Raw genomic sequence first — 19,820 nt, 5'->3', positions numbered from 1 at the left:
CTCATTGTTTTTCTGGAGTATGCGTCATACCGGGAATTTGGACAGCCCACCAACGCGGCAACAATTGTTTGACCTTGCTCTCGCCAAAACGGTCATCGATCAACATCACTACTCCTTGATCCTGTTGCGTACGGATGACCCGTCCGGCGGCCTGCACCACTTTCTGTACACCGGGAAACAGATAGGTGTAGTCGTAACCGGCGCCAAAGATAGCGGCCATGCGCCGTTTCAGTTGCTCGTTTACCGGATTGAGTTGGGCCAGCCCCAAGGTGGCGATAAATGCGCCGATCAACCTGGCACCGGGCAAATCGATGCCTTCACCAAAGGCCCCTCCCAATACCGCAAAGCCGACCCCCTGGCCGTCGGCGTGGAATTGGTCGAGAAACTGCTGGCGTTGCGACTCACCCATGCCTCGGGACTGCGACCACAGGCTGATGTGCGGATGTTTCTCGGCCAGTAACTGCGCCACCTGTTGCAAGTAATCGAAACTGCTGAAAAACGCCAGGTAATTACCGGGGCGCTTGCAGAACTGCCTGGCGATCAGGTCCACGATCGGTTCGAGAGAGGACTGGCGGTGCACGAACCGCGTGGAGATCTGGTTGACGATGTGCACTTGCAGTTGATCGGCATGAAACGGCGACTCGACGTCGATGCACACCGTGTCCGCCGGCGTCCCCAGTAAATCGGCGTAATAGTGCCTTGGGCTGAGGGTCGCGGAAAACAGCACGGTGCTGCGCGCGGCAGTCAGGCGCGGGCGGATGAACCCTGCGGGTACCACGTTGCGCAGGCACAGCAGCGAGAGATTGCGCTTGCGTTCGAGGTCGCGCTTGCTGATGTCGAACAGGAACTGCTCATCGAACAGTTCGGCCACCCGGCAAAACTGCAGCATGTCGAAGTAGAAGCCTTGCAGTGCGCTGTCCAGCCCTTGTGGATGATCGTTCAGGTAGTCACCGATGCTGGCGCTGCACGATGACAGTGCCTGAAGCAGCTTTTCCGGCGCCTTGTCATAGGCTTGATAGGCGCCGGTTTGCGCTTCATGCAGGGCATTCCACTCGCGGTTGATTCGCTGCATCGGCTTTTTCAGCACCTCGGGTGCGGTTTTGCGCACAGCGTTGAAGGTCGCCTGATCGAGGCTGGCGCTGTACATCTGCCGGCCGCGCTCCACCAGGTTGTGGGCTTCGTCGACCAGCACCGCGACCTTCCAGTGATTGGCCTGGGCCAGACCGAACAACAAGGCGCTGAAATCGAAGTAATAGTTGTAGTCGGCAACCACCACGTCGGCCCATCGCGCCATTTCCTGGCTCAGGTAATAGGGACAGACATCGTGTGCCAGGGCAACCTCGCGCAGGGCGCCCTGGTCCAGCAGGCTCAGTTGACTGGCCGCCTGCCGCGCAGCCGGCAGGCGATCGTAGAAACCCCGGGCCAGTGGGCAGGACTCGCCGTGGCAGGCTTTGTCCGGATGTTCGCAGGCCTTGTCCCGGGCAATCATTTCCAGCACCCGCAACGGTGGCGCATCGGCGCTGGCCAGCAGCACTTGCGCGGCGTCCAGGGCCAGCTTGCGTCCTGGGGTTTTCGCTGTCAGGAAGAACACTTTGTCCAGCTGCTGCGGTGCCAGTGCCTTGAGCATGGGAAACAGGGTGCCCAGGGTCTTGCCGATTCCCGTGGGCGCCTGCGCCATCAGGCAGCGCCCTGTGCTGACGGCCTTGAACACCGACTCGGCCAGATGGCGCTGCCCCGGCCGAAAATCGGCGTGGGGAAAGGCCAGGCGCTGCGCCGCGAGATTGCGCCCGTCACGGTGGACGACTTCCTGTTGCGCCCATTGCAGGAAGCGCGCGCAATGCTGGTCGAAGAATTGTTGCAACTGCGCGGCCTCGTGGGGCTCGACCAGGCAGGTTTCCTTTTCACTGACGATGTCGAAATACACCAGCGCCAGGTTGATCCGCGGCAGATCCAGTTGGCGGCACATCAACCAGCCGTAGATTTTCGCCTGGGCCCAATGCAACTGACGGTGGTTGGCCGGTTGTTTGCTCAAGTCACCGCGGTAGGTCTTGACCTCTTCCAGGCAGTTTTGCCCCGGATCATAGCCATCCGCCCTGCCCTTGACCGTCAGGGTCTGAAACTGGCCCTCAAGGGCGACTTCGCTTTGGTAACCCTCGCTGCGCCGCGAGGCCACCGTGCGGTGCCCGACAATGCCCTCCAGCGCGGTGGGTGACGGCGTGAAGCGCAGGTCGAGGTCGCCGGCCTTGGCGGTGAACTCGCACAGAGCCCGCACCGCAATGCTGTAGCTCAAGCGTCCTGCTCCGCCCATTGCACGTAGCACACGGCGATGGGCATCTGGTGTTCATGGCAGAACTCCAGCCAGCGCAACTGGTTGTCCTGCAGGCGATCGCCCGGGCCCTTGACTTCGATCATGCGGTAGGTCTTTTGCTGCGGCCAGAACTGGATCAGGTCCGGCATGCCGGCGCGATTGGCCTTGATGTCCAGCAAGAGGCGATTGAACCAGTGCTTGAGATGCTCGGCGGGGAGGCAATCGAGGGCTTGCTCCAGCAACTCCTCGCTGAGCACGCTCCAAAACACGAACGGCGACTGCACGCCCCACTTGGCGGCATAACGGTCGCGAATGGTCTGCCGGTAGCGCCCGTCTTCGAGTTCGGCCAGGCAGGCCTGGAACAGTTCGGCCCGGCGGGCCTGGAAGTCTTCGCTGAGCAAATCCACTGGCCCGCGCTGGAACGGGTGGAAGAATGCCCCCGGCAAAGGCGCGAAGATCGCCGGCCAGCACAACAGGCCGAACAGCGAGTTGATCAGGCTGTTTTCGACGTAGTGGATCGGTGCCGAATCCTCAGCCAGATGCGCCTGAACGTAAAACTCGACCGAAACTGCCGGATCGACTCTTGGTAGTTGCAGGTCCAGACGCTGCATTTCCCGAGGTGCCGCCCGCTTGATGGGCGGCCCGCCGAGCTTGCGTCGCAGGCGCGGCAGCACGCGGAGCAAGTGCTGGTGTTCGGCGGCACTCTCCGGTGCCTGTTCGGCCTGCTCGGCCAGATCCAGCGCCAACTCCAACTCCCCGCTGCGCTCCAGCACGCGAATGAGTCGCGCACGCGCACCCGGATAAGCGCATTCACGGTAGAGATCCAGGGCCATGGCGAAATCCGCGATGCGTTCGCAATACTGGCCCATCTGGAACAACAGCTTGCCGCGCCGGCGTTGCAACCAGGGATTGTCCAGCGCCAGGCCCTTGATGCGCCCGGCCACCTCTTCCAGTGTTTCACCGGCTTCGAATTGTTGCTGGTACGCGTGCAGGAGGACACAGGCATCCACGTCTTCGCGGCTGCGCAAGCCGCGGGATCCGGCGCTGAATTCGACTTTTTCGTAGGTGTAGATACCCAGGTCGGCCAGCACGAACTCCGACCAGTCCTGATACAGGTTGCCGAAGAACATCAGGCGCAGGCGATCGCACAACTCCATGATGGTCAGGCTGAGCAGGCGCTCATCCAGCCATGGGCACCAGTCGTTGAAGCTTTGCGCCTGGGGAAATTGTTCGCTCAGTGCTGGCAGCCAATCGGTTTTCCGGCCTTTGGGTTGATCGATGACGGAGCCAAAGGTCTGGAGGATTTCACCCTTGAGCAGCAATTCGAACAGTTCCTCGACCGCCAGCGGCATGCGCTCATCGACCCAACCGAGTTTCAACAGCGGGCCGGCGGCGCTGAGGATATCGCCGATTTCCTCGTAATGCAGTTTGCCGGCCCTGAAATGAATGCCCTTGCGCATGACCATTCTGACCAGCAGTGCCTGCGATTCACGGGGCAACCGCTTAAACTCATTAATGAAACGCAACTCGTCGACGCTCAGTACATCGGCAAAGCGCTGCTCAAGCCAATCAAGCACTTGCAGGAAGTTGTTCAAGTAGTAGAACGGATCGTCGAGGGGATTTGCGGTCACAGGAAATGGGCCATGGCGAGCGAGTACTGGTTATGCGTACAGATACCAGTTCCACCCTGCCCGGTGCAATCGGAAAAGGATAAATGGAGGCGCTGTACGGAATATTTCCCGGGCAGTAGAACTTTCTGCCCCCTGGCGGCACCAACCGCCATAGACATGCAGTGACAGGCGCGAATGGATGGCACTGCTTCACAACGAACGGGAGGTGATCATGGACATCAAGACTTTGGGTTTACCCCTGGCCGTCGCGGCCCTGCTGATGCTGGCCGGCTGCTCGACGCCAACGGTGGTGACCCTGCAGAACGGCACTCAGTACCTGACCAAGGACATGCCGAAGACCAATACCAAGGACGGATTCTTTGAGTTCGAGGACATTTCGGGGGCGAAGGTGAAAGTCAGGGCCGACGAAGTGGCGACGATTCGCGAGGAAGACTGACGTTTCTCCTGGCACGATGTGGCAGGTTTCGAGCACTGCCTTACACTCGATAGACCCCGTGCGACCGAATGACTGTGCAACGCTTCGACACTGGCGTTGCAATACGGGCATCACGCATAGACTCAGGTGACGCCGAAATGAAAATGGTCATGCCACTTCTGGCCTCTGTGCTCGCCGTCAGCGCGTGCGTGACGGCGAGCCTTTGTGACGCTGCGACAAAGGCAAAGCCAAAACCCCTGCCGACGTACAAAACCAGTTTCGATTGCACCACGCCACAGGCATCCACCGAAAAGCTTATCTGTCACGACGCTCAGCTGGCGCGCATGGACCTGGAACTCTATCGTCTTTATCGCCTGGCGCTCACCGACGAACATTCAGTACCGCGCCCGAATAAAGTCGAGATAGACCAGCGGTTCTGGATTGAGTCCCGTAACCAGTGTGGTGCCGGCCCGCAAGCCAAGGCGTGCGTCATCGCAAGTTATGCCGAGCGTGCGTTCCAACTGCGCCAGGGTTCGGCCATTGCCAGAACCAAGGACCCCAGCAGGCTCTCCGAAGGCCCCTTGGCTTATCGTTGCGCAGGGTTCAACGCATTGGTTGCCGCGACCTTCTTTACGGTCGAACCGGGCGTGGTGTTCCTCAAATGGGCCAACTCCTCGGTGACGCTGAACCAGGTGCCGAACAATTCCGGAACCCAGTACAGGGGCAAGGATTACAAAGGCAGCTACAGCTTCTGGCAAATCGGCGATGAGGTTTTTTTCCAGATACCCGACTCAGGCCAGATGAGTTGCGCAGCCGAGCCGGTCGGCTGACAAGGATGGCAGCGGGACATCCTGTCCCGATTGCCTGACCAGGCCTTCAGCTGCCGGTGCGAATCTTGTTCCACACGCGTGTGCGAACCCGGTCGATGTTCAATGGCATGGCTTCCAGTGCAAACAGTTTTCCCATCATTTCCGGGCTTGGGTAAACCTTGGTGTCGTTCTTTATCGCCGGGTCGATCAGGCTGTCAGCCTTTTCGTTGCCATTGGCGTAGTGCACGTAGTTGCTGACGCTGGCCATGACGTCCGGGCGCAGCAGATAGTTCATGAAGGCGTAACCGGCCTTTTCGTCCGGAGCGTCGACCGGCATCGCGACCATGTCGAACCATATGGCGGCGCCTTCCTTGGGAATCGCATAACCGATATCGATACCATTGTTGGCTTCCCTGGCGCGGTTTTCCGCTTGCAGGATGTCGCCGGAGAAACCGACCGCGACGCAGATGTCGCCATTGGCCAGGTCACTGGTGTACTTGGACGAGTGGAAATAGCTCACATACGGCCGCACTTTCAACAGCAAGGCTTCGGCCTTTTTGTAGTCCTCCGGGTTCTTGCTGTGGGGCGCCAGCCCGAGGTAGTTCAACGCGGCCGGCAGCAGTTCGGGACCGTTATCGAGGATGGCCACGCCGCACTTTTGCAACTTCTGCATGTTCTCGGGCTTGAAAATCAAGTCCCAGGAATCCACCGGGGCGTTGTCGCCCAGCACCGCCTTGACCTTGGCAATGTTGTAGCCGATGCCGGTGCTGCCCCACAGGTACGGGAAGCCGTGCTCGTTGCCCGGATCGTTGGTCTGCAAGGCCTTGAGCAGTACCGGGTTGAGGTTTTTCCAGTTCGGCAACTGGCTCTTGTCGAGCTTCTTCAGGGCACCGCCCTCAATTTGCCGCGCCATGAAGTGGTTGGACGGAAACACCACGTCATACCCGGATTTGCCGGTCATCAGCTTGCCATCGAGGGTCTCGTTGCTGTCGTAGACGTCGTAGGTGAAGCCGATGCCGGTTTCTTTCTGGAAGTTTTTCGTGGTGTCCGGCGCGATGTAATCCGACCAGTTATAGATTTTGACGGTTTCGGCCGCCTGACTGATCGATGCAGCAAGCAGCAGCGGAGCCAGGGTCAGTGTCTTTCGGAGCATGAGTCGATTCCTGTAGGTTGTTTTTGTTGGCAGGCAATCAAGGATCAGAAAATCAGGACGTAGGTCTTGCGCACGGTTTCCTGGATATCCCAGATCCCGAGGCTGTTGGCCGGCAACATCAGTGCGTCGCCCGCTTCTATGTGCAGCGGTTCGCCGCCGTCCGGGGTGAAGGTGCAGCGGCCCTGGATGAAGTGACAGAATTCCTGGGCGACGATCTGCCGCCGCCAGCGCCCCGGGGTGCATTCCCAGACGCCGGTCTCGACGCCGTCGTCGCGTTCGACGCTGGTGGTCGAAGCCACGGCCACGGGCGTGCCGAGGGGCACGGCGACCGGGTTGGATTCCTCCAGTTTCAGGGTTGCGGTGTGTTTGAATTGCGTGATGCTCATGGGATTACCTGTCGATATGGCCTGTCGATGAAGAGCGCGCCGTTTAGTGCATGAAACCTTCCATGAAACCGGCCACCCCGCTGGCCAGCTTGCGCCGCCAGGGCGCGGTAGCCGGGTTGGCCAGGGTCTGGTCCTCATGGACAAAGCTGCGGATGATTGCGTTGTAGCCAAGCCAGCGGATCGGTTCCGGCTCCCAGGCCCTGAGCGCGTCGAGGCCCCGCTGCGGGATGACCCACGGCTGGCGCACCAGATCGGTGTCGCGCCCCAGGATCAGGTCGGCCAGCGTGCGTCCACCGAGGTTGCTGGCGCCAACGCCCTCCCCGCCGTAGCCGCCAGACAAGGCGATGCCTTTGGTCCGGTCGCAGAGCATGTGCGGCTTGAAGTGCCGGGACATGCCCAGGTTGCCGCCCCAGGAATGAGTGATCTGCACGTTCTTCAACTGCGGGAACAGTTCGCCGAACAGGTAGCGCCGCAGGTCTTTTTCATCCGTGGTCAGCTCGAAGTCATGGCGCAGCTTGCCGGCGAACTGATAGCCGCCACGGGCGCCAAAGATCAAACGGTTGTCAGCGGTGCGCTGGCCGTAGGTCACCTGGCGACTGGCCTCGCTGAACGCCTGGCCACGGCTCAGGCCGATTTCATCCCAGGTGGCCGCCGACAGCGGCTCGGTCGCGACGATCAGGCTCTGTACCGGCATCTGATAACGCCCCAGGGGCGGCAAGGTGACGGCGTAGCCTTCTACTGCCGGAACGACCCAGTGACAGCGCACCGACGCTTTCGCCGTGCGCAGGCTGCCAGATTGCCAATGGGTGACCGGGCTGTTTTCGTAGATCCTGACCCCCAGGCGCTCCACCATCCGGGCCAGCCCGCGTACCAGTCTGGCCGGGTGGATGGTCGCCACGTGCGGCGCATAGATGCCGCCATAGGGTTTGGCGACGCGGATCTGCTGCGCCAGTTGTTCCGGGTTCAGCCAGCGATAGTGGTTGTCGTCGAGGCCCTGGCGATGGAGATCGTCCAGGTGGTGACGCAGGCTGGTCGCCTGCTCCGGATAACGCGCAGCGCAATACAGCACCCCGCCTTTACGGAAATCGCAGTCGATGCCCTCACGTTCGAGGACAGTCTCCACTTCATCCGGAATGCCATGCAACAAATCATAGGAAGCGCGGCGCTCTTCGACCGGCAAACCGGCCAGCAGACGATCTTCACCCAGCAAGTTGCCCATCAGCCAGCCGCCATTGCGCCCCGACGCGCCGAAACCGGCGGTCTGCGCTTCGACAATGGCGATGTTCAGCTGCGGTTTGTGCTGCTTGAGGTAGTACGCGGTCCAGAGACCGGTGTAGCCCGCGCCGATGATCGCCACGTCCACATCCAGGTCCCGCTCCAGCGCCGGACGCGCCAACAAAGGCTCGTCGAGCTGATCCATCCACAAACTGATAGTGCGCCACGCCGGCATGCAAGACTCCGCCACTGAAAAACTTCGATGGCGTCGATCCTAGTGCGTGGGCTCAGGCGCTGTCTTGCGCGCGTGCACGCAAAGAAATTTGTTTGACGTAAGCCTTGGGTGACTGGCCGGTATGCTGGCGGAAACAGCTGTAGAACGCCGACAACGAATTGAATCCGGCAGCGAACGCCAGTTCATCGACACGCAGCGGTGGCGTGGCGCCATCCAGTGCCGCGAGCAAGTGTTGCAGGCGCGCCTGGTTGACGTAGCGGTAGAAGCTCTGGCCCAACACCTGGTTCAACAGATAGGAAATCTGGTTACGGCTGTACCCGCACTCCTTGGCCACCCGTTGCAGGTCGAGCTCCGGATCAAGATACGGCTGCTGGCGCTGGAAATACTGCTGCAGGTCATCGGCCATGAAGCTCAACTGGCGAGGCGACAGGCCCAGCCGGCTGACCGCCGGGCGCTGGCCGGGGGTGGTTTTGCTGACGGGTTGCTCATGCACCAGCGAAGCGTATTCATTGACCCGCCAGATCAGCCCGTCCTTGACGGTGATCGCCTCGCTGGCGCGAAACGACACCAGTCCTTCACCACCGCGCAGGGTGATGCGGTACTGAATGAAGGCGGTGTTGCCGTCCAGTCGAATACGGTCGGAGTGCTCCAGCGCTTCATCCGGATCCCGGGGCATGCTGCTGCGCACATAGTCGCGCAGTTCGGCCAGGCCCATGACCCGGTTCTGGAAAAAGTCGTTGTACTGGACTTCAGGGTGATAGAGCGCCATGACGCCGTCCAGGTCCCGGTGTTTCCAGCGCAAGTGATAGCGCATGACCGTCTCGCCCGTGGCCTGGGTTTGCAGCGGGCCATCATCCTCGGCGTGCATTGAAAATCTCGACGGAAAAAACCGAGCTTGCCCAACTTCCGCTTTGTCTTCAACGACTAAACGGATGCGGGCTTCGGGCCGCCAATATCAAGCAAGCGTGACTTGAATCAAAAAAAGGGTGGCAATCGCCAAACGACCTGAAAAACCACATTCTTTTCACATCCGGATGCTACTTTTAAAGACTGTCACTGGTTGAGCCATTGAAGGTTCTTTCCTCCTACCATGAGCTAAAGGAAGCGCTCGATACTGAAGGCGGGCAACACATGAATAGAGGGTTCAGTAAGGTTACGTTTCCAAACGCCTGCCAGCTGATGCGCTGGCATTTCCATCCCATGGGTTTCGAGGCGAGCATGGACGCGCCGGGCAGCATGATTGCCCGTCTTTTCGATCGTGCCACTGGCGAGACCATGATCGCCATTGCCGGTATTCCTTGCTCCACCGTCATGAATGCCACGGATGTAGAACGAATAATCGAAGCGGTGGAGGATGAACTTGAAGCCTTCGTTCCACCCCAGGCCCTCAGGAGCTATGCCTGAAGCCTGTTCACCCCCCCTGTAGGAGCGAGCTTGCTCGCGATGGTCGTTAACGATAACGCGTATTTACTGGCTAAACGCGGCGCTCTTGAGTCCATCGCCGGCAAGCCGGCTCCTACAGTGTCTCGATTCAGGCGGTGCTTTGGCTTTTACGATGATCGACAAAGAACGCCTTGCCCTTGCCGATCCGGTCGGACGCCTTGGGCATATTCGCGGCCTGGGTGTCTTGCGCATCGACGTACCAATAGCAATGGCTGACGGCACGGGTAATACCCACGTATGCCAGGCGCAGGATCTCGTCCTTCTGGGCATTGTCGTAGGGTTCGCTGTCACCGGCCTTGCCCAGGCCCGCCATCCGGTAAACCTGATTCTTGTAGGGCGAACTGGTCAAGTGTTGGCAGTCGCCCAGTAAAAACACCGCATCGGCCTGGAGGCCCTTGGCACTGTGATACGTCAGTTGCTTGAGCCTGCGAGCCTCATACGGCAAGCTCGAATCAAGATTAACTACAGGCTTAATATGCTCTTCTATCAATGACTTATCGCTACTTTTTCGATAAAGCATCAAGATTGAATCACCCTTTCGGTAATGCTCCATCAGGCGCTGCACCATGCCCTGGTCATCTCGATCAAGGACGTTCACCGGCAGCAATGCCTTGGGCTCACCGCTGGCCTTGGCTTTCTTCCCGGCAATCGCCGGTGCTGCGCGCACGATGTGCTCGGCGGCATCGATGATGTGCTGGTGGCTGCGGTAGTTGTCGCTGAGCATGACCTTGGTGGTGCTCGGCGACGGGAACTCCTTGTTGAACTCCATGAAATAGCTCGGCGAACTGCCGCGCCAGCCATAGATGGATTGCCAGTCATCGCCCACACAGAGCAGCGAGGAACGCTGGGCACCGCGCCCGACGTGCATGGCCGGCCCACGACTGCGGATCTCCGCCAGGCTGGCCCTGATCCAGGAGACGATTTGCGGCGAGACGTCCTGGAATTCGTCGATCATCAGGTGTGACAACGGCCGCAGCAGCTCATCACTGAGCAGCTTGAGGTTTTCCGGCGAATGCTCGCTGAACAGGGCGAACATCCGGTTGTAGGTCATGATCGGTGGTTTCTGATCGAGCAAATGATCTTCCAGCGCCCGCCAGTAAAGGCTCAGGGCCTCGAAGAAGAACCCGTCGGGATCGTCCTTGGCGAAACTCATCTGCCCCACGGCACTGGGCACATCCAGCCCGAGGTTTTCGATGAACCCGGCGGCGGCGACAAAGCAATCGAGCAAGGGTGCGGAAGCGAGCTCGCCCTTGACCTTGTAATCGAAGCCCGGCCCGGCGCTGGCATCCCCCGCCAGAGAGGCCAGAACACGCCTTGATGACTCATAACTATCCAGCCAAATCAATGGTTTACGGCAGAAAGCTTGAAATAGGGTGCGCTTTACTGCCCATTCTGCGCGCACCGTCAGCTTGGCATTGGGCCGCGTGACCTGCGGGTTCTCCCGAGGATCGAACCCCAGCACCACCCAGGCGTCCAGCGTCGGGATGTAGCCGTGACAGTGGAATGCAGAGCCGTTGATATCGAACGACTGGCGATTCGGTTCGATGCCCTTGATGGGCCAGGCACCGGCGCGAAACCACAGGTCTTCAATGACGTCACACAACTCTTCATCACGCTTGGCCGCCAGTTCGGTGACGCCCATGCGTTTCTGCACATCGGGGTGATCCCGCTCCAGCTCCTTGAGTTGCAAGGCATGCCGGGACAATGGCTTGATCAGCTCACGAAAGCGCTCGTCGTTATTGTGCAGACGGTGATAGCAGGCGTTGAGCTGTTGGCGCTGAGCGTCGTTGATGCGCAGGTCGAACGGATTGCTGTCGACCTCCTCGTCACCCTGTGCAGCCCGCAGGCTGAGGTTCTCGAAGGCCTGCAAGCGTTCGAAACCCGCAAGACTGCGCACCATCGGCAGGATCCGCGAGTGAAAGGTGCGCACCAGGTCCCGTGCCTCCTTGAAACTGATAGCGCGGCCCCAGAGCGCAAACAGTTCGATCAGCTTGTTGATGAAGTCCTTTCGCGACTCGCGGGTGAAGGTCACCACCGTCATCGAACTGAGCTCGAAGCCCAGGTAATGGCTCAACAGCAAGATGCGCAGCACCAGCGTGGTCGACTTGCCTGCGCCGGCACCTGCGATCACCGAGGTGGACGGCGTGTCGCTGAAGATCATTTTCCACTGTGCGGCGCTGGGCTGGGCATGGGCCGGCAGCAACCGGGCCACATCTGCCTTCATGCGCTTCTTCAATTCGGCGCTCAACGGCAGGCGCCAATCGTCGAACAGCAGGTCATCGACATTCGGTGGCCGGTGTTCAGTGGAGCGCGAGTCGCGGATCAGCAGGACCTGCCGACCCTCCTCCAACCCCTCGAGCTTGCCTTCCCTGTAGCCGTAATCGACCCCGGCGCTGTGTCCGCTGCGAAAACCATCGGCCTGGCCATGCAACCACGACGCACGATGCTGAGCGTGCAGGCGGGTCAGGCTGTAACCGAAGAATCGGGCGAGCAGTCGCTTGATCAGCGGCATCTCGGCCAGGGGGCGAAGTTCAGGCGGAAGATCGGGGGTGTGTTGCGGCACGCGGACTGACTCCAGGGTGTGAGGCTGTTGAGCGCTATGGTGTCTGCATTTGCCGTCGAGTTCTAGTCAATTGCTTATGACTCATTGGCTTATGCGATGAAGTGAAGGTTGGATGAGAAAGTTCCGAGCCTATTTCATATCAAATCATTCGATGGGAATGCCGCATTTTTTACGCTTTTTATCGATTGTTGCCTGATGGATGATGCCCGTCATCAACCACCGGTATCGCATCGTGGCTCAGGCGCTTGCCCCCATGACGAACCTTTTCTGGAGACGATCATGCTTGAACTCAGACCTTTCAAAACGCTTGGCGGCGCTCACCACGGCTGGTTGGATGCGCATCACCATTTTTCGTTCGCCGAATACTACGATCCCAAGCGCATGAACTGGGGCAACCTGCGGGTCTGGAATGACGACGTGATCGCTCCCGGCACCGGTTTCCCGCAGCACCCGCACCGGGACATGGAAATCATCACCTATGTCCGTGAGGGCGCCATTACCCACCAGGACAACCTGGGCAACAAGGGGCGGACCGAAGCGGGAGACGTCCAGGTCATGAGCGCCGGTACCGGGATCGCCCACAGCGAGTACAACCTGGAAGCGACGCCGACCCGGATTTTCCAGATCTGGATCATCCCGAATGAGACCGGCCTGGCACCGTCCTGGGGCGCCAAGCCGTTCCCGAAAGGCGATCGCGAAGGTTTTGTCACCCTGGCCAGCGGCAAGGAAGGCGACGAGCAGAGCCTGCGCATCCGCGCTGATGCCCGGCTGGTGGCTGCCAATCTGAAGGCCGGTGAAACGGCTGAATACCTGTTGGACAGTGGTCGTCGTGCTTACCTGGTCCCCGCCACCGGGGTTATTGAAGTCAATGGCTTGCGTGCAGAAGCTCGAGACGGTGTCGCGGTGGCCGATGAGCAGGTGCTGCGGGTGACGGCCATTGAGGACAGTGAGATTGTGTTGGTGGACCTGGCGTGACCTGCTGAGGGCAATCGCAAAAAAGGGGCGACCGTGTTGGTCGCCCCTTTTTTATTGTTGCAGCGAATCCTTTGTGGGAGCGGGCTTGCTCGCGAAGGCGGTGTTTCAGTCAGCATTGATGTTGAAGCTGATACCGCTTTCGCGAGCAAGCCCGCTCCCACAGGGTTGAGTGTTTATTTCGCGGAAATGGCACCATCCACCAGCGTTTGCGCCTCGGCCACCAGTTGCTTGAGGTGGTCGTCGCTGACAAAGCTTTCGGCGTAGATCTTGTAGATGTCTTCCGTGCCCGACGGACGCGCCGCGAACCAGCCGTTTTCGGTCATGACCTTGAGACCGCCAATGGCCTGGTCGTTGCCCGGTGCGTGGCTGAGGATGCTCTGGATCGGCTCGCCGGCCAGTTGGGTCGAGGTGACCTGTTGCGGCGACAGCTTGCTCAACAGGGCCTTCTGCTCCGGGTTGGCCTTGGCGTCGACCCGTACCGAGAACGGTTCACCCAGTTCATCGGTCAAGGCGCGGTACGCCTGGCTCGGGTCGCGACCGGTCCGGGCCGTCATCTCGGCAGCCAGCAGGGCCGGAATCAAACCGTCCTTGTCGGTGCTCCAGACGCCGCCATCCTTGCGCAGGAACGAGGCACCGGCGCTTTCTTCGCCGCCGAAGCCCAGGGAGCCATCGAACAGTCCGTCGGCAAACCACTTGAAGCCGACCGGCACTTCGTACAGGCGACGGCCCAGGCGTTTGGCCACGCGATCGATCAAGCCGCTGCTGACCACGGTTTTGCCTACGGCGGCATCGGCGCGCCATTGCGGACGATTCTGGAACAGGTAATCGATGGCAACGGCGAGGTAGTTGTTCGGTGCCAGCAAACCGCCGGACGGCGTGACGATGCCATGGCGGTCATGGTCAGGGTCACAGGCAAACGCCACGTCGAAGCGCTCTTTCAGGCCGATCAGGCCTTGCATGGCATGGCTGGACGAGGGGTCCATACGGATCTGGCCGTCCCAGTCGACGGTCATGAAGCGGAAGGTCGGGTCGACCTGTTTGTTCACCACATCCAGGTCCAGACGGTAATGCTCGGCAATCGCCGACCAGTAGCGCACCCCTGCTCCACCCAGCGGATCGACGCCCAGGCGCAGCTTGGCTTCGCGAATGGCGTCGAAGTCGATCACGTTGATCAGGTCGGCGACATAGGTGTTGAGGTAATCGTGACGATGGGTGGTGTCGGCCTTCAGTGCCTGCTCGTAGCTGATGCGCTTGACGCCTGCGAGCTTGTTGGCCAGCAGTTCGTTGGCCTTGGCTTCGATCCACTTGGTGATGTGGGTATCGGCCGGACCACCGTTGGTGGGGTTGTACTTGTAGCCACCGCTTTGTGGCGGGTTGTGCGACGGCGTGATGACGATGCCGTCCGCCAGGCCGCTGGTGCGACCACGGTTGTAGCAGAGAATCGCATGGGAAATGGCCGGTGTCGGGGTGTACTCGTCGCCAGCGGCAATCATCACGGTGACGCCGTTGGCCGCCAGTACTTCAAGAGCGCTGGCACCGGCCGGCGTGGACAGCGCGTGGGTGTCGATACCGACAAACAGCGGGCCATCGATGCCTTGAGCTTCGCGATACAGGCAAATGGCCTGGCTGATCGCCAGCACGTGCCATTCGTTGAAACTCAAGTCGAACGAGCTACCGCGGTGCCCCGACGTACCGAAGGCAACGCGCTGGGTCGAAATGGCGGCATCAGGCTGGCCGGTGTAATAGGCCGTGACCAGTCGCGGGATGTCGACCAACAATTCTGCCGGTGCCGGTTTACCCGCAAAAGGACTGAGTGTCATGCAAAACCTCTGGAATAGAGTGGTTCAGGAAGTGAGCAGCAGTTTACTGGCAGTTTGACCGCAACGCGATGGGATCGATCCCACACAGTGGAGGTTGTTATTTTTTTGTCACTCACTCGATCGATTCCAGGCGCAGCGCATCCCCCAGCAATCCCAGCGCGGCCGCCAGGTTGTGATCACCGCCGAAGGTATGACTGAGGCGCAAATGCTGCCCATGCAGACCGTGGAGGCTGAACAGTTCGCCCGGTGCGATGACCACCTGTTGCGCCAGCAGGCGCTGGAACACACGACGGACATTGACCCGGCGCAACGAACGCACCCAGATCGTTGCACCGCCTTGCGGCTCGACTAAATGCAAGGCATCTCCCAGTCGCTCCTGCAACAACTGGGTCATTTGACTCTTGCGCTCCTTGAGTAGCCGTCGCAGCACCAGCAGGTGTTGATCGATGCGGCCGCTGCTGTACAAACGGGCGATGGCTTTCTGGCGAATCGGCGACAGTCGAAACGAACGCAGCAGGAAGTGCCGTTGCAGCTCGGCGCTCAAGTGCCTTGAAAGCAGGTAGCCGTAGGGCGCTTCCGGTCCAATGATTTTCTCGAACGCGGAAAACACCATCAGCCGTTCAGGGTCCAGCAAGTCGCGAAAACGCAGGCCACCCGGGTCGAATCCGAGTTCGCCATAACAATCGTTTTCCAGCACCCAACTGTCATGCGCGGCCAACAGCCGGGCAATGGCCTGCCTGTTTTCCTCAGGCGCCAGGCTGCCACGGGGCATGTTGAGGGCCGATGACAGCATCACCAGTCGTACCGGCTCGGTCTCCAGCAACGTTTTCAGCCGGTGCGGATCCAGGCAGCCATCTGCTTGCACAGGCCACTCGATCACCCGCACACAGGCGGCTTGAAACAAACGCAGGATCGTCCAGTCGCACGGCGACTCAACCACTACCGTGGCGTCCTTCAAGCCCAGCACGGCGATGAGGATTTCCAGGACGCCGCGCAGGTCGGCACCGATGTAGACATCATCGGCGTGCCAGTAACGCATGGGAGAGGTGGTGTAGCGTGCGGCCAGGGCGGTGCGCAGCTCGAGCTCGCCGCAGGGTTGCGAGGGCGACTGCGGCTGCCTTGGATACTGGCGCAGCATCTCTCGCTCCAGCAGCAACAAGGGACTGTCGAGCGGCTGCAACAAAGCCGGCTCATCGGCGCTCAGGACCAGCATCCCCGGACGCCTGGCATTGACATAGACAGCTTCGAGCAGATCGCTGCCGCTGTCCTGCGGGTTGAAAGACGACACTGGCAACGCGTAATAACCCGACTTGGCCACCGAAAACACGCGCCCTTCCTTCTCCAGCAGCGAATAGGCGTACTGAATGGTCGAGATCGACACATTGAGGCGCTCTGCCAGCTGCCGCAGCGAAGGCAGGCGGATGCGTGAATCCCCTTCGGACTCATTGATCAAGCTGCCCAGATACCGATAAACGGCCTGATAGGCGAAATCCGTTTCTCGTGGACCTTTCATGGCTGAAGGCCGACCGCACTGGCTGATAGTCCGCTCACCCTCAGTGACCCGCTGACCATTCATCCACCAACGTGTTGCCAGTGTCAGGATCGTCCGCTGCCTCTTGCAACGCGGCGCACTGGATCTGCGCTTCGAGCCCCCCTTCGCCGCTGCCTGGCGCCCGTTCCATGCGATAAAGCCGGCCAATCAGGCTGACGGGCAATCCGCTGACATCAATCATCCATTGCATGATCTGTTCGGCGACCGGCTGCCCCTGCATGGCCCGGTGCAACTCGGGCATGGCCACCAGCATGCCCGGATGGCACTGACGCAAGAATCGCTCAAGCCCCGCACCTTCTTCGATAAACGGCGCAAAAAGCAGACACACCAATTGTGCTTCGCTCAGGCCCAGGTTCTTTTGCGCTTCGGCCGCCGCTCGGGCACGCTGATCGCCCAGTGTCGCCGGGTTGCCGAACACCTCGATGGCCTGCTCGCACAAACGCTCGGGCAAACGCTTGCGGCGCATCATCACCAGGGCGCGTTGCAGGTATTGCGCAACACCTGTCTCATAATCGCGGCCCTGCACGAAGCTCGCTTGCAACCCACGTACGTGCGCCGAGATCGACGCGCTGACGAATTCGTTGTCGCTGATCTGCGCGGACAGTTCGTCAGGCTGGAAGCCGAGAAATTCAGTCAGCAATGACCAGCGCTCCTCCAGGTTGCTGACCAGCAGGTCGTGAATCTCGATGCAGGTGGTGCGACGGCAGGTCTCAAAGCGCTCTTCAGGACGCCATCGGGCCTGGTCGTCATCGGCATAGAACGCCTGATAACAGTCGCTGCCCAGCTCATCGAGCAATGCAAACAACCCCGCGTGGCCGGCCTCGCCCACCGGCGAGGGCTTGAGCCCTGCCTTGGTGGCGGCACGCTTCAAGCCGTCGATGAACTGTTTCTGCTGACGCGGCGTGTCACTGACGAGCAAAGCGTCGACACCACCGTCCCAGCGGGCGATTTGGCCGTAGAATTCGCCCGTGGCCAGATATCCGTCATCCCACAGATCGAACCCGCCGTGCCACGTCCGGCGATGCCCGATCAGCAGCAGGTTCAGGCGGCTGGACTCGCGACCAGCGTCGGAGATCCGCGTCAGGTGATCGAACGGCAATACTTCCCGATCATCGACCATCAGCACCTCGACCCGTGGATCGTCATAGACAAACAGTGCGCTGTTGGTCCGGTGCATGTTTTCCACGGCCGCCCGGCTTGTCCCGTTCAACCGCAACGAGGCGATGCGCAACTGAAATGTCGCTGGCGCCCGCGTGGCGATGGTCAATTGCGCCGCACGCAACAGCGCCAGGCTGTAGCAGTTGTCGCGGGCCCCGGACTGGACCGCCAACACCTTGAAATCGCCAATACGCTCCATGCCCCCCGCCGCCACTGCCAGACGCTGAATCAACAACTGCAATGCAGTGCGCTCGGCACGGGAGAAGAAACCCAGCAATCGCTGCAGCACTTGTTGATAGACATAGTTCATCGCTTGGTCGTGGATGCTGGTCATCTTTATTTACCTGGTACTCGTAAGTTCAATATCGCGCGGACAACACATTCCGCTGGACTGCCTGCACAAATGGAGTCGTCGACTTTATTGCCAAATGCTAGCACTTGAGTTTTCTGGCAATCATTTGAATTGATCGTAACAGCCCTGCTTGCGCAAACTGCAGACATGACTGTAACGCACGGCTGGCAAGGGTTTTATCAATTGGAGACAGTGTCCTAGGAAGCGTCCTACAACGTCCCACAGACACTTATCACAAGAAATAAGGAAAGAAGTTGTTGCTGTCTTTCTGGCTACTACACAACAACTAACTAAATTGGAAGCGTGCACCGAGGGCGCACATTGAAAAGTTTTAGCCTGACACCCAGCCATGACTCATTCCTTGAGATGAAAGTAATCATTCAATTATCAGGGCTTAGTGGCTGATTAGAAGCTACAGATTACGGGCAAAAACCAGTTCAGTTGCTGGACCGGCCTGCGGATCGACGGTTTTTTTAGGGGGGGGGCACAAACGAAAGAGTCCGTGCGGGCACGGACTCTTTGGGGCTTTTGCATCGGCTCTTGGGGGTAAGTGCTACGCCGGTTCGACTTGCAAGGCGACTCGCTCGCGACAAGGGCATTCGTCCATGTAGCGGTGTGCTTCGACCACCTCGGCAAACGGGAAGACCCGAGTCTTGAGCGGCAGCAGCACGCGGTCAGCGGTCAGCTGGTTGATGTCGCGCAAGGCACGTTGCAGTGCGACCTGGTCCTGGGTGATGCCCAGTTCCGGCTTGCCGGTGAAGTTGCCGATGCAGTGCACGAAGAACTGAATGTTCTTCTGGAACGCTGCGCAGGCCGGGAATGGCGTCTGGTTGCCACCTTGCAGGCCATACAGCACCAGGCTGCCGCGAGGCGCCAGCACATCCCCCAGCAACGACATCTGAGGACCGCCCAAACCATCGAAGACCACATCCACACCACGGTTATCGGTGATCTTGTTGATCCGTATCAGCAGATCTTCTTCCTCGGTGACGATGACTTTTTCGGCGCCCAGCGACAAAAGATACTCACGCTCTTCTGCCGACTTGGTTGCGGCAATCACTCGAACACCCAAGGCCTTGCCCAGTTGTACGAACGAAGGACCGGCGCAATGGCTGGCGTCGGTCACCAGGGCGAATTGCCCGGGTTTGACCCGTGCCAGGTCGGCATAAGCAAAATAGGCGACCAGCAGCGGCGTGTAATGCACGCTGGCTTCGATCGGGCTCAGTACGTCCGGGTAACGGGTCAGCGACGAGCGCGGCAGGACAATCAGTTCTCCGTAGACCGGATAGTCGTTCGGGCTTTGGGCCGGGAAACTGGCGACCTTGTCACCTATCGCCAGGTCATCCACACCCTCACCGACAGCCGTGACGATACCGGCCATTTCCTGGCCAAGGCCGGAAGGCAGATGGGCGCGGGACGACGCCAGGTTCTGGCGCCAGAGAGTGTCGTACCAACTGATGCCAATGGCCTCGACGCGCACCTGCACTTCGCCCGGTGCAGGCAGAGCCGCCGCATGCTCTTCGCATTTGAGCACCTCGGCTGGACCAAACTTGTGAAAACGGATCGTGCGGGACATCACAAACCTCGCCAAATGAACCTCTAATGCCTTGAACTCTAGCTGGGCTTTCAACCCAACACTATCAGTGGGTATTAATAGTCGACATGCCTGTCATTGATTCCGCAGCGGCTGCGACATTGTCAAATGCCGCAAGAAACCGAACCCTCCTTTGCAGGAAATCTGAATTACCCGGTGCAGAGTACCAGCCTTTCCCCTTAATATTCCTGCTGGCCATTGTTCTCATATG

General features: G+C 59.9%; 15 protein-coding genes. 4 read left to right on the top strand and 11 right to left on the bottom strand.

Annotated elements, in window-relative coordinates; all coding sequences use genetic code 11:
• Window position 1 precedes the first annotated feature (1 nt).
• Complete coding sequence (locus tag PPUTUW4_RS12975) at window positions 2-2,290, bottom strand: ATP-dependent DNA helicase (RefSeq protein ID WP_015095059.1); 2,289 nt, start codon at window positions 2,288-2,290, stop codon at window positions 2-4.
• Window positions 2,287-3,939 (bottom strand): VRR-NUC domain-containing protein, encoded by a 1,653-nt coding sequence (locus tag PPUTUW4_RS12970; RefSeq protein ID WP_015095058.1) that lies wholly within the window; start codon window positions 3,937-3,939, stop codon window positions 2,287-2,289. Before PPUTUW4_RS12970 ends, PPUTUW4_RS12975 begins: the two co-directional genes overlap by 4 nt.
• A 211-nt stretch (window positions 3,940-4,150) precedes the next feature.
• Between PPUTUW4_RS12970 and PPUTUW4_RS12965 the strand changes: the two genes are divergently transcribed.
• Together PPUTUW4_RS12965 and PPUTUW4_RS12960 are read left to right on the top strand one after the other, a co-directional pair.
• Window positions 4,151-4,375: a YgdI/YgdR family lipoprotein gene (locus tag PPUTUW4_RS12965; RefSeq protein ID WP_041475031.1), complete on the top strand. Its 225-nt coding sequence runs from the start codon at window positions 4,151-4,153 to the stop codon at window positions 4,373-4,375.
• A gap of 137 nt (window positions 4,376-4,512) precedes the next feature.
• A complete protein-coding gene (locus PPUTUW4_RS12960; RefSeq protein WP_015095056.1) occupies window positions 4,513-5,184 on the top strand; it encodes an MliC family protein in 672 nt (223 codons plus the stop codon).
• Window positions 5,185-5,230: 46 nt separating this feature from the next.
• Here PPUTUW4_RS12960 and PPUTUW4_RS12955 read toward each other — a convergent pair whose 3' ends face one another.
• From PPUTUW4_RS12955 to PPUTUW4_RS12940, 4 genes are read right to left on the bottom strand one after another with little or no spacing between them, the layout of a single operon-like run.
• Entirely contained in the window at window positions 5,231-6,316 is a 1,086-nt protein-coding gene (locus PPUTUW4_RS12955) for a polyamine ABC transporter substrate-binding protein (RefSeq protein WP_015095055.1), read from the bottom strand.
• Window positions 6,317-6,360: 44 nt separating this feature from the next.
• Window positions 6,361-6,702, bottom strand: coding sequence for a cupin domain-containing protein (locus tag PPUTUW4_RS12950; protein WP_015095054.1), 342 nt, complete (start codon window positions 6,700-6,702; stop codon window positions 6,361-6,363).
• A gap of 43 nt (window positions 6,703-6,745) precedes the next feature.
• Entirely contained in the window at window positions 6,746-8,152 is a 1,407-nt protein-coding gene (locus PPUTUW4_RS12945) for an FAD-dependent oxidoreductase (RefSeq protein ID WP_015095053.1), read from the bottom strand.
• Between the two features lie 52 nt (window positions 8,153-8,204).
• Complete coding sequence (locus tag PPUTUW4_RS12940; RefSeq protein WP_015095052.1) at window positions 8,205-9,020, bottom strand: helix-turn-helix domain-containing protein; 816 nt, start codon at window positions 9,018-9,020, stop codon at window positions 8,205-8,207.
• Between the two features lie 263 nt (window positions 9,021-9,283).
• Between PPUTUW4_RS12940 and PPUTUW4_RS12935 the strand changes: the two genes are divergently transcribed.
• Window positions 9,284-9,556 carry a DUF1652 domain-containing protein gene (locus tag PPUTUW4_RS12935; RefSeq protein WP_015095051.1) on the top strand — a complete coding sequence of 91 codons (273 nt, stop codon included), beginning with the start codon at window positions 9,284-9,286 and terminating at the stop codon, window positions 9,554-9,556.
• Between the two features lie 127 nt (window positions 9,557-9,683).
• Here PPUTUW4_RS12935 and PPUTUW4_RS12930 read toward each other — a convergent pair whose 3' ends face one another.
• Window positions 9,684-12,158, bottom strand: coding sequence for a UvrD-helicase domain-containing protein (locus PPUTUW4_RS12930; RefSeq protein WP_015095050.1), 2,475 nt, complete (start codon window positions 12,156-12,158; stop codon window positions 9,684-9,686).
• A 279-nt stretch (window positions 12,159-12,437) separates the two neighbouring features.
• Here PPUTUW4_RS12930 and PPUTUW4_RS12925 point away from each other — a divergent pair, with 279 nt between their 5' ends.
• The gene (locus PPUTUW4_RS12925) at window positions 12,438-13,133 is read left to right on the top strand and encodes a pirin family protein (protein WP_015095049.1); all 696 of its coding nucleotides are present in this window, start codon (window positions 12,438-12,440) and stop codon (window positions 13,131-13,133) included.
• Window positions 13,134-13,306: 173 nt separating this feature from the next.
• Here PPUTUW4_RS12925 and pgm read toward each other — a convergent pair whose 3' ends face one another.
• The 4 genes from pgm to PPUTUW4_RS12905 all read right to left on the bottom strand — a co-directional run bounded on the left by pgm (window position 13,307) and on the right by PPUTUW4_RS12905 (window position 19,591).
• Window positions 13,307-14,953 carry a phosphoglucomutase (alpha-D-glucose-1,6-bisphosphate-dependent) gene (pgm, locus tag PPUTUW4_RS12920; protein WP_015095048.1) on the bottom strand — a complete coding sequence of 549 codons (1,647 nt, stop codon included), beginning with the start codon at window positions 14,951-14,953 and terminating at the stop codon, window positions 13,307-13,309.
• 112 nt (window positions 14,954-15,065) lie between these two features.
• Window positions 15,066-16,466, bottom strand: coding sequence for a PLP-dependent aminotransferase family protein (locus PPUTUW4_RS12915; RefSeq protein WP_015095047.1), 1,401 nt, complete (start codon window positions 16,464-16,466; stop codon window positions 15,066-15,068).
• 40 nt (window positions 16,467-16,506) lie between these two features.
• Window positions 16,507-17,997, bottom strand: coding sequence for a hypothetical protein (locus PPUTUW4_RS12910; protein ID WP_015095046.1), 1,491 nt, complete (start codon window positions 17,995-17,997; stop codon window positions 16,507-16,509).
• 571 nt (window positions 17,998-18,568) lie between these two features.
• On the bottom strand, window positions 18,569-19,591 hold the full coding sequence (locus PPUTUW4_RS12905) for a zinc-dependent alcohol dehydrogenase family protein (RefSeq protein ID WP_015095045.1): 1,023 nt from the start codon (window positions 19,589-19,591) through the stop codon (window positions 18,569-18,571).
• Between the last annotated feature and the right edge of the window lie 229 nt (window positions 19,592-19,820).

It is taken from the genome of Pseudomonas sp. UW4 (assembly GCF_000316175.1).
GTDB classification, from domain to species: Bacteria; Pseudomonadota; Gammaproteobacteria; order Pseudomonadales; family Pseudomonadaceae; genus Aquipseudomonas; species Aquipseudomonas laurylsulfatiphila.
The sequence above is the reverse complement of the archived record's forward strand: the minus strand, read 5'-3'. Positions and strand labels throughout refer to the sequence as shown.